The following is a 10,706-nucleotide window of genomic DNA, read 5'->3' on the forward strand; positions in this document are numbered from 1 at the left end:
ATGATTGATGCAAAGCAATTAAACAGCTTGGCGTTAGCGTATATGGGTGATGCGGTATATGAACAATATATCCGCTATCACCTCCTTCAAAAAGGAAAGGTTCGCCCTAATCAATTACATCGCTTAGGGACGAGCTTTGTTTCAGCAAAAGCACAGGCAAAAGTTGTTTATCATTTATTAGAGACGGCATTTTTGACAGAGGAAGAAGAGGCGGTATTAAGAAGAGGGCGTAATGCAAATTCGGGTACAGTGCCGAAAAATACGGATGTACAAACATATCGACATAGTACAGCCTTTGAAGCGCTAATTGGTTATCATCATTTATTAAATAACCGTGAAAGATTAGACGAAATTGTATATAAGGCAATTGCAGTTTTAGAAGAAAAGGAAGGGGGCACATCATCATGAGCAGTGAATATATTATCGGACGTAACCCTGTAATTGAAGCGTTACGATCAGGGAGAGATATTAATAAAATTTGGATCGCAGAAGGTGCTGCCAAAGGACAGGTACAGATTGTACTAGCGTTAGCGAAAGAAAATAAGGTTATTTTACAACACGCACCAAAGAAAAAGTTAGATCAATTAGTTGAGGGGAATCATCAAGGTGTAATTGCTCAAGTAGCTGCATATCAGTATGCGGAGTTAGAAGATTTATTCAAAGTGGCAGAAAAACGTAATGAAGATCCATTCTTCTTAATTTTAGATGAGATTGAAGATCCGCATAACCTAGGTTCTATTATGCGTACTGCTGATGCGACAGGAGCTCATGGAATTATTATTCCAAAGAGAAGGGCTGTGGGGCTTACAGCGTCAGTTGCGAAAGCATCAACAGGAGCAATTGAATACATTCCTGTTGCGCGCGTAACGAATTTATCCCGTACAATTGATGAATTAAAAGAACGTGGACTTTGGATTGCTGGTACAGATGCCAAAGGGAAAACGGATTACCGTAATTTAGATGGTAAAATGCCAATTGGGTTAGTAATTGGTAGTGAAGGAAAAGGTATGAGTCGTATTATTGGTGAAAAGTGTGATTTCCTAATCACTCTACCGATGGTTGGTAAAGTTACATCCTTAAATGCTTCCGTAGCCGCAAGTTTGTTAATGTATGAGGTATATCGTAAACGTCACGAAATTGGTAAATAAAAGATGAACGATATTTTAATCGTTGACGGTTACAACATTATCGGAGCTTGGGGAGATTTGAAGAAACTGCGGGATGTAGATTTACAATCATCAAGAGATGCGCTTATTGATAAGATGGCGGATTATCAAGGTTATACAGGCACAAAAGTGATGATAGTCTTTGATGCCTATACAGTACATGGTATTGAAAAAAAGATGAAACAATCTCGTGTGGAAGTAATATTCACACGAAAGAATCAAACTGCAGACGAAAAGATAGAGCAACTTGCGATAGAGCTTAGAAATATAAATACACGAATATATGTTGCGACTTCTGATTACACGGAACAATGGGTTATATTTGCGCAAGGTGCCCTTCGGAAATCTGCGCGTGAATTAGAGTTGGAAGTACAGGCAATGGAGCAACAAGTAAGAAGGCGTACAAAAGACACGAAAGAACAGCAACCCGCCATGCGAAAGATATTTAGTAAAGATATTACAGAAAAATTAGAAAAATTAAGAAGAGGAGAGCGTTGAAGCATTGACGCTCTTTGTCTTTTTACTGTATAATATTGCTAAATAAATAGCGGTCGGAGGGATCAAGGTGGAAGCAGGCTTCGTAAGTGTAGGCGACGTTACATTTCGTGATTTAGAAGATGAGGCAATCGTTGAGTTAGTTCGAAAAGGTAATACTGACGCTCTAGAATATTTAATTCACAAATATAAGAACTTTGTTCGCGCGAAATCAAGATCTTACTTTTTAGTGGGTGCCGATCGAGAAGACATTGTTCAAGAAGGTATGATAGGGTTGTTTAAAGCAATTCGTGATTATAAAGAGGACAAGCTGTCTTCATTCAAAGCATTTGCTGAACTGTGTATCACTCGACAAATTATTACCGCTATTAAAACGGCGACAAGACAAAAACATATTCCCTTAAATTCGTATGTGTCTTTAGATAAGCCGATTTACGATGAGGAATCTGATCGAACATTATTGGATGTTATTTCTGAAGCGAAGGTAACTGATCCTGAAGAAATGATTATTAGCCAAGAAGAATATACAGACATAGAATCAAAAATATCTGAATTATTAAGCGATTTAGAAAGAAAAGTACTTTCTTTATATCTAGATGGGCGTTCTTATCAAGAGATTTCAGAACAGTTAAACAGACATGTGAAATCTATTGATAACGCTTTACAGCGGGTGAAGAGGAAATTGGAGCGATATATGGAAATGCGAGAAAGTACAAGTTTAAATTCATAACAAATAACAAGTGCAACAGGTGTAAAATAAATCACCTGTTTTCTTTTGTAGAGAGTACAAAATGCATGTCATTGACATTGTCTTTTATTGTATGATACATTTTTAGGGACATAATGTTACAAGGTTGGTGTAACTAATGAGGAAAAAAGTTGTACTCTCATGTGAAGAGTGTAAAAATCGAAACTACTCTACTATGAAAGATACGAGCTCAATAGAGCGACTTGAAATAAAAAAGTTTTGTAAAACATGCAATCAGCATACAGTTCACAAGGAAACAAAATAAATAATTGAAATAATACACTGGAGGTCCCGCAGATGCGTTTAACGAACTTTTTCGGCGATGTAGGTCGCGAAATGAAAAAAGTAAGTTGGCCTAAAAAAGATGAATTACTCCGCTCAACAGCGACTGTTGTTGCTACAGTTGTGTTCTTTGCGATTTTCTTCGCAGTAGTTGATATGGGCATTTCTTCTTTAATTCGGTTAATTCTTGGTTAATTCTTGAATAAGAAGCACTTATCCATGATATAATGTTATTTATAAGAACTGTGTAAAAGCCCGGTGAACGGGTTTTTTCATTTGCGCAAAAAAATGTACGTCAGGGAGGGAAGGACGCTCGTCCTAAATGAATGGAAAAAAGTTGGTATGTTGTCCATACTTATTCTGGATATGAAAATAAAGTAAAAGCAAACCTAGAGAAGCGTGTAGAATCAATGGGTATGCAAGATAAAATTTTCCGTGTTGTTGTCCCGGAAGAAGTAGAAGTAGAAATGAAAAACGGAAAAGAAAAATTAATGAAAAGAAAAGTGTTCCCAGGTTATGTATTAGTAGAATTAATCATGACTGATGATTCTTGGTATGTTGTACGTAACACGCCGGGTGTAACTGGGTTCGTTGGTTCTTCTGGTTCTGGATCTAAACCATCACCTCTATTAGAAGAGGAAGTTGTTACCATTATGAAACATATGGGAATGGACAACGAAGTGGTTGATTTCGACTTTGAACTTCATGAGACAGTACGTGTAAATGAGGGGCCATTCGCAGATTATACAGGTGCTATTGAAGAAATTGATGTGGAGAAGAAAAAGGTTAGCGTACTTGTGGACATGTTTGGTCGCGAGACTCCAGTTGAACTTGACTTCCATCAAATTGAAAAATTATAAAATGAAACTTGAAATGAATTGTAAAAAGTGATAATATCTTTTAAGTCAGTACGTCTTCGTTATCGGAGACGTTTTTTGAAAGATTTTATCCTTACAGATAAAATATGACGTGGGAGGGCAAATCACTGTCCAATTGACCACATCACGGACTTAAGGAGGTGTGTCTCGTGGCTAAAAAGGTAATTAAAATGGTAAAGCTTCAAATTCCTGCAGGTAAAGCTAACCCAGCTCCACCAGTTGGTCCAGCATTAGGACAAGCAGGTGTTAACATCATGGGCTTCTGTAAAGAGTTTAACGCTCGTACAGCAGATCAAGCTGGTCTTATCATCCCTGTTGAAATTACGGTATTTGAGGACCGTTCATTCACTTTCATTACTAAAACTCCTCCTGCTGCTGTTCTTCTTAAGAAAGTAGCTGGTATTGAGTCTGGTTCTGGTGAACCAAACCGTAATAAAGTGGCAACTGTTAAGCGTGATAAAGTACGCGAAATCGCTGAAACTAAAATGCCTGACCTAAACGCTGCTAGCGTAGAAGCTGCAATGCGTATGGTTGAAGGTACTGCACGCAGTATGGGCATCGTTATCGAAGACTAATTCGATTTGTTTTTAAAAAAGGTTGCGGGTCTGGAATTCCAATTCGCAACCTTTATTATCGTAAATGATTATTGTTTTTAAATAAATGGATGGCGCTCATCCTCAGGTTATACCTGAAAACAGGCGTAAACGTGGGAGGTTATTCCGCTAAAACCACATTCGAGGAGGAAATAAAAATGGCTAAAAGAGGTAAAAAGTACGTAGAAGCTGCAAAGCTTGTTGATCGTGCATCTGCTTACTCTGCAACAGAAGCAGTAGAATTAGTAAAGAAAACAAACACAGCTAAATTTGATGCAACTGTAGAAGCTGCATTCCGTTTAGGTGTTGACCCTAAGAAAGCTGACCAACAAATCCGTGGTGCAGTTGTTCTTCCACACGGTACTGGTAAAGTACAACGTGTATTAGTGTTCGCTAAAGGTGAAAAAGCTAAAGAAGCTGAAGCTGCTGGAGCTGACTTCGTAGGCGATACTGATTACATCGGTAAAATCCAACAAGGTTGGTTCGATTTCGATGTAGTAGTAGCAACTCCTGACATGATGGGTGAAGTTGGTAAACTTGGTCGCGTATTAGGACCTAAAGGTTTAATGCCAAACCCTAAAACTGGAACAGTTACTTTCGATGTAACTAAAGCTGTTAACGAAATCAAAGCTGGTAAAGTTGAATACCGCGTTGATAAAGCTGGTAACATCCACGTTCCAATCGGTAAAGTATCTTTCGAAGATGCTAAATTAGTAGAAAACTTCAAAACAATCGCTGACACTTTATTAAAAGTTAAGCCATCTGCTGCAAAAGGTACTTACATGAAGAACGTAACAGTTGCTTCTACAATGGGACCTGGCGTACGTGTAGACGTTTCTACATTAGCGTAAAAATTGGAAGTTGACTTCATAAAGAAGATTTAATATAATCATTTATGTTGTGAATTTAAATAGTGTACCGTAGACAGTAGGTGTCAATAGACTTAATTTCCTACCTAGGTGTTAATATACGAAACGGAATTTTTTTCTGTGACTATATGCCTCCATGTCTACAAGTTGGGCATGGAGGTTTTTAGTGCACTTTCGGTACATCTTCTATATAATCTACAGGAGGTGTAATAACATGAGCAAAGTAATCGAAACTAAACAACAAGTTGTAACTGAAATCGCGGACAAACTTCGTGCTAGTAAATCTACAATCGTTGTTGACTACCGTGGTTTAACAGTTTCTGAAGCAACAGAATTACGTAAGCAATTACGTGAAGCTGGCGTTGAGTTCAAAGTTTACAAAAACTCTCTAACTCGTCGTGCTGCAGAATCTGCTGAAATGGCTGAGTTAAACGAATTCTTAACAGGACCAAACGCAATCGCGTTCAGTAACGAGGATGTAGTTGCTCCTGCGAAAGTATTAAACGACTTCGCTACAAAACATGAAGCTTTAGAAATTAAAGCGGGCGTAATCGAAGGTAAACTTGTAACACTTGATGAGGTTAAAGCAATCGCTACTCTTCCATCACGTGAAGGCTTACTTTCTATGCTTCTTAGCGTTCTTCAAGCTCCAATCCGTAACCTTGCACTTGCTACTAAAGCAGTTGCAGAACAAAAGGAAGAGCAAGGCGCTTAATTTTTTAAAAGATAATTACTTGTTATCTATAAAACAATACAAACCTATTTAAGGGAGGATATTTACAATGACTAAAGAACAAATCATTGAAGCAGTTAAATCTATGACTGTATTAGAACTTAACGACTTAGTAAAAGCTATCGAGGAAGAATTCGGCGTAACTGCTGCTGCTCCTGTAGCTGTAGCTGGTGGCGCTGGTGAAGCTGCTGCTGAAAAAACTGAGTTTGACGTAGTACTTGCAAGTGCTGGCGCTCAAAAAATCAAAGTTATCAAAGCTGTACGTGAAATCACTGGTCTTGGCTTAAAAGAAGCTAAAGAATTAGTTGACAACACTCCAAAAGCAATCAAAGAAGGCGTTTCTAAAGAGGAAGCTGAAGAAATGAAAGCTAAACTTGAAGAAGTTGGCGCTGCTGTAGAAGTTAAGTAATTAACTTTTGATGCTTTAAAAAAAAGCTCGCTCTCATGCGAGCTTTTTTTTTAACTGTAAAGAAAAGAGGTGGCCATATGGCAGACCATTATTTTTCTAACGACCCTTCTAGTAAAAGTGATCGTAAACGATGGGAATTTCCACTTCGTGGATCTCAATTTACTTTTTTATCTGACCATGGGGTGTTTTCGAAAAACGAGGTGGACTTTGGTTCCCGTCTTTTAATTGAAGCGTTTCAAATGCCGGATATTAAAGGTGATATATTAGACGTAGGTTGTGGATACGGTCCTATTGGTTTGTCGTTAGCGAAAGAGTTTCAAGGTTGTGAAGTTCACATGGTGGATGTGAATGAAAGGGCGCTTGGGCTTGCGAAAGAAAATGCCGCTAATAACAGAATCGAGAATATACGTATTTTTCAAAGTAGCGTCTATGAAAATGTAGATGGCAAGTATGCTGCTATTCTATCTAACCCTCCAATTCGTGCGGGTAAAGATATCGTACATGAGATTTTAGAAAAAGCTGTGGAGTATTTAGTTCCAGGTGGAGAACTTTGGATTGTTATTCAAAAGAAGCAAGGTGCACCATCTGCGCTGAAAAAACTAGAAGAAGTATTTTCTGAAGTTGAGGTTGTAGAAAAGAAAAAAGGATATTATATCATAAAATCAAAAAAACGTTGACGGTTATTTTTGGCTATGTTAACATTATACAATGCCAATATATGATTTTCTGCGTTGAGAAAGATGTATATTTTTGTTTCTCTTGGAAAAGATAGTAAAATCAGCAGATTATGAAACAGAATGATGGTTTTCTTATAGAAGCCATTTTTCTTTTTTGAGCAGGTAGAAAGACTCAACGTATTTATCTTTAAGAGAAAAAGACTACGCTAATAGCAGTAGTTGTATTTATTTGTGATTTTGCACAAATTTTTTTGTGCATTTATAATACTCATGATTTGAGGGGTGAAGCAGTTGACAGGTCAACTAGTTCAATACGGACGCCACCGCCAACGAAGAAGTTATGCCCGTATTAGTGAAGTATTAGAGTTACCAAATCTTATCGAAATTCAAACCTCTTCTTATCAGTGGTTTCTTGATGAGGGTTTGCGAGAAATGTTCCAAGACATTTCTCCGATTGAAGACTTTACGGGAAATCTATCGCTTGAATTTATCGACTACAGCTTAGGTGAACCTAAATACTCTGTAGACGAATGCAAAGAGCGTGATGTGACGTATGCAGCACCACTTCGTGTAAAAGTGCGTCTAATCAACAAGGAAACTGGTGAAGTAAAAGAACAAGATGTGTTCATGGGAGATTTCCCACTCATGACAGAGACTGGAACATTCGTAATTAACGGTGCAGAACGTGTTATCGTTTCCCAGTTAGTTCGCTCTCCAAGCGTATACTATAGTGGCAAAGTGGATAAAAACGGAAAACGTGGTTTTACTGCTACTGTAATTCCAAACCGCGGAGCTTGGTTAGAGTATGAGACAGATGCTAAGGATGTTGTATATGTGCGTATTGACCGTACGCGTAAACTTCCTGTAACTGTTTTGTTACGCGCATTAGGGTTTGGCTCTGATCAAGAAATCACCGAGCTTTTAGGTGATAACGAATACTTAAGCAACACATTAGAAAAAGACAACACAGATAGCACAGAAAAAGCATTGCTTGAAATTTATGAGCGTCTACGTCCTGGTGAACCACCAACAGTAGAAAATGCTAAGAGCTTACTTGTGTCTCGTTTCTTCGATCCAAAGCGCTACGATTTAGCAAATGTAGGTCGCTATAAGATCAACAAGAAGTTACACATTAAAAACAGATTGTTTAATCAACGTTTAGCTGAAACGTTAGTGGATCCAGAAACTGGTGAAATTTTAGCGACAGAAGGAACAATCTTAGATCGTCGTACACTTGATCGCATTTTACCTTACTTAGAGAAAAACATTGGATTCAAAACAGCGAAACCAATGGGTGGAGTGGTAGAAGGCGATGTTGAGCTGCAATCTATTAAGATTTATGCTCCTGAGTCGGAAGGCGAACGCGTAATTAATGTAATTGGTAATGCAAATATTACTCGTGATGTGAAACACATCACACCAGGTGATATCCTTGCTTCTATCAGTTACTTCTTCAACCTACTATACAAAGTAGGGGATACAGATGATATTGACCATTTAGGAAACCGTCGTCTGCGTTCTGTTGGAGAACTATTACAAAATCAATTCCGTATCGGTCTTTCTCGTATGGAACGTGTTGTTCGTGAGAGAATGTCGATCCAAGATACGAATGCAATTACACCACAGGCACTAATTAATATTCGTCCTGTTATTGCATCTATTAAAGAGTTCTTCGGAAGTTCTCAGTTATCTCAGTTCATGGACCAAACAAATCCATTAGCAGAGTTAACTCACAAACGAAGACTATCTGCATTAGGACCTGGTGGTTTAACGCGTGAGCGCGCAGGCTTTGAAGTACGTGACGTTCATTACTCCCACTACGGTCGTATGTGTCCGATTGAAACACCAGAGGGACCAAACATCGGTTTAATTAACTCATTATCTTCGTTCGCGAAAGTAAATGAGTTTGGTTTCATTGAAACACCATACCGTCGTGTTGACCCAGAAACTGGTCTTGTAACAGGGCATGTTGATTATTTAACAGCAGATGAAGAAGATAACTATGTTGTAGCCCAAGCGAATATGAAATTATCTGATGAAGGTGAATTCCTAAGTGAAGATATCGTAGCTCGTTTCCGTGGTGAAAATATTGTAACAAATAGAGAACGCATCGACTACATGGATGTATCTCCAAAACAAGTAGTGTCGGCAGCGACAGCTTGTATTCCGTTCTTAGAAAACGATGACTCTAACCGCGCACTTATGGGAGCGAACATGCAACGTCAGGCGGTTCCGTTAATGAATCCGGAATCTCCGATTGTAGGTACAGGTATGGAGTACGTATCAGCAAAAGACTCAGGTGCTGCAGTAATCTGTAAACATCCTGGTGTTGTTGAGCGCGTAGAAGCACGTGAAGTTTGGGTACGCCGCTATGTAGAGGTTGACGGTCAAACAGTAAAAGGCGACTTAGATCGCTACAAAATGCAAAAATTCATTCGTTCTAACCAAGGAACTTGTTACAACCAACGTCCAATCGTAAGTGTTGGAAATGAAGTTGTAAAAGGTGAAATCCTTGCGGATGGTCCTTCTATGGAATTAGGTGAACTAGCACTTGGACGTAACGTGCTTGTTGGCTTCATGACTTGGGACGGTTATAACTACGAGGATGCGATCATCATGAGTGAGCGCCTTGTAAAAGATGATGTGTACACTTCTATTCATATTGAAGAATATGAATCAGAAGCTCGTGATACGAAGCTTGGACCAGAAGAAATTACACGTGACATTCCAAACGTTGGGGAAGACGCATTACGTAACCTTGACGAGCGCGGTATCATTCGCGTTGGTGCTGAAGTAAAAGATGGAGATTTACTTGTTGGTAAAGTAACACCTAAAGGTGTAACAGAATTAACAGCTGAAGAACGTCTATTACATGCTATCTTTGGAGAAAAAGCGCGTGAAGTACGTGATACATCACTACGTGTACCACACGGTGGTGGCGGTATTATCTTGGACGTAAAAGTATTCAATCGTGAAGATGGCGATGAATTGCCACCAGGCGTGAATCAACTTGTACGTGCATATATCGTTCAAAAACGTAAAATTTCTGAAGGTGACAAGATGGCCGGACGTCACGGTAACAAAGGTGTTATCTCTCGTATTTTACCAGAAGAAGATATGCCTTACTTACCAGACGGTACGCCAATCGATATCATGTTAAACCCATTAGGGGTACCATCTCGTATGAATATCGGTCAGGTATTAGAGCTTCATCTTGGTATGGCAGCAAGATACCTTGGCATTCACATTGCAACACCAGTATTCGATGGTGCTCGTGAGGAAGATGTTTGGGGCACAATTGAAGAAGCTGGTATGGCAAATGATGCGAAAACAATCCTGTATGACGGACGTACTGGTGAACCATTCGATAACCGCGTATCTGTTGGTGTCATGTATATGATTAAACTTGCGCACATGGTTGACGATAAACTTCATGCTCGTTCTACTGGACCATACTCACTTGTAACGCAGCAACCTCTGGGAGGTAAAGCTCAGTTCGGTGGACAGCGTTTCGGTGAGATGGAGGTTTGGGCACTTGAAGCTTACGGTGCTGCTTATACTCTTCAAGAAATCTTAACAGTGAAGTCTGATGATGTTGTTGGACGTGTTAAGACGTATGAAGCAATTGTTAAAGGTGAAAATGTTCCAGAACCAGGCGTTCCTGAATCATTCAAAGTATTGATTAAAGAACTGCAAAGTTTAGGTATGGACGTTAAAATGATGTCAATCAACGACACAGAAATTGAAATGCGTGATACAGAAGATGACGATGATCATCAATCAGCAGATAAATTGAATGTTGAAGTTGAGACAACTAAGGAATAATTGGGATAACCTGTAGACTAAAAGGGAGGTA

13 protein-coding genes and 1 other annotated feature are annotated in these 10,706 nt (G+C 39.0%); all 13 genes read left to right on the forward strand.

Features of this window, described 5'->3' with window-relative positions; translation table 11 throughout:
• Nucleotides 1-408 carry a Mini-ribonuclease 3 gene (locus tag MR170_RS13965; RefSeq protein WP_000564261.1) on the forward strand — a complete coding sequence of 136 codons (408 nt, stop codon included), beginning with the start codon at nucleotides 1-3 and terminating at the stop codon, nucleotides 406-408.
• Entirely contained in the window at nucleotides 405-1,148 is a 744-nt protein-coding gene (gene rlmB, locus MR170_RS13970) for a 23S rRNA (guanosine(2251)-2'-O)-methyltransferase RlmB (RefSeq protein ID WP_000093762.1), read from the forward strand. Before MR170_RS13965 ends, rlmB begins: the two co-directional genes overlap by 4 nt.
• 3 nt (nucleotides 1,149-1,151) lie before the next feature.
• Nucleotides 1,152-1,664, forward strand: a complete 513-nt coding sequence (locus MR170_RS13975) for an NYN domain-containing protein (protein ID WP_000997887.1) — start codon at nucleotides 1,152-1,154, stop codon at nucleotides 1,662-1,664.
• 67 nt (nucleotides 1,665-1,731) lie between these two features.
• Nucleotides 1,732-2,391 (forward strand): RNA polymerase factor sigma-70, encoded by a 660-nt coding sequence (locus MR170_RS13980; protein WP_016084027.1) that lies wholly within the window; start codon nucleotides 1,732-1,734, stop codon nucleotides 2,389-2,391.
• A 136-nt stretch (nucleotides 2,392-2,527) separates the two neighbouring features.
• Nucleotides 2,528-2,674, forward strand: a complete 147-nt coding sequence (rpmG, locus tag MR170_RS13985) for a 50S ribosomal protein L33 (protein WP_014481927.1) — start codon at nucleotides 2,528-2,530, stop codon at nucleotides 2,672-2,674.
• A gap of 32 nt (nucleotides 2,675-2,706) precedes the next feature.
• Complete coding sequence (secE, locus tag MR170_RS13990) at nucleotides 2,707-2,886, forward strand: preprotein translocase subunit SecE (protein WP_001241323.1); 180 nt, start codon at nucleotides 2,707-2,709, stop codon at nucleotides 2,884-2,886.
• A 131-nt stretch (nucleotides 2,887-3,017) separates the two neighbouring features.
• Entirely contained in the window at nucleotides 3,018-3,551 is a 534-nt protein-coding gene (nusG, locus tag MR170_RS13995; protein WP_000415794.1) for a transcription termination/antitermination protein NusG, read from the forward strand.
• A 167-nt stretch (nucleotides 3,552-3,718) separates the two neighbouring features.
• The gene (gene rplK / locus MR170_RS14000; RefSeq protein ID WP_001085872.1) at nucleotides 3,719-4,144 is read left to right on the forward strand and encodes a 50S ribosomal protein L11; all 426 of its coding nucleotides are present in this window, start codon (nucleotides 3,719-3,721) and stop codon (nucleotides 4,142-4,144) included.
• A 176-nt stretch (nucleotides 4,145-4,320) separates the two neighbouring features.
• Nucleotides 4,321-5,013 (forward strand): 50S ribosomal protein L1, encoded by a 693-nt coding sequence (rplA, locus tag MR170_RS14005; protein WP_002094239.1) that lies wholly within the window; start codon nucleotides 4,321-4,323, stop codon nucleotides 5,011-5,013.
• A 49-nt stretch (nucleotides 5,014-5,062) separates the two neighbouring features.
• Nucleotides 5,063-5,206 (forward strand) — a sequence feature (ribosomal protein L10 leader region).
• A 39-nt stretch (nucleotides 5,207-5,245) separates the two neighbouring features.
• Entirely contained in the window at nucleotides 5,246-5,746 is a 501-nt protein-coding gene (gene rplJ, locus MR170_RS14010; protein WP_000048718.1) for a 50S ribosomal protein L10, read from the forward strand.
• 67 nt (nucleotides 5,747-5,813) lie between these two features.
• The gene (gene rplL, locus MR170_RS14015; protein WP_000159737.1) at nucleotides 5,814-6,173 is read left to right on the forward strand and encodes a 50S ribosomal protein L7/L12; all 360 of its coding nucleotides are present in this window, start codon (nucleotides 5,814-5,816) and stop codon (nucleotides 6,171-6,173) included.
• A 77-nt stretch (nucleotides 6,174-6,250) separates the two neighbouring features.
• The gene (locus MR170_RS14020) at nucleotides 6,251-6,850 is read left to right on the forward strand and encodes a class I SAM-dependent methyltransferase (RefSeq protein ID WP_016084026.1); all 600 of its coding nucleotides are present in this window, start codon (nucleotides 6,251-6,253) and stop codon (nucleotides 6,848-6,850) included.
• A gap of 291 nt (nucleotides 6,851-7,141) precedes the next feature.
• Nucleotides 7,142-10,675: a DNA-directed RNA polymerase subunit beta gene (rpoB, locus tag MR170_RS14025; RefSeq protein ID WP_016084025.1), complete on the forward strand. Its 3,534-nt coding sequence runs from the start codon at nucleotides 7,142-7,144 to the stop codon at nucleotides 10,673-10,675.
• Nucleotides 10,676-10,706: the final 31 nt, after the last annotated feature.

This window comes from Bacillus cereus group sp. BfR-BA-01524 (assembly GCF_022662595.1).
In the GTDB taxonomy this organism is placed as follows: Bacteria; Bacillota; Bacilli; order Bacillales; family Bacillaceae_G; genus Bacillus_A; species Bacillus_A thuringiensis_S.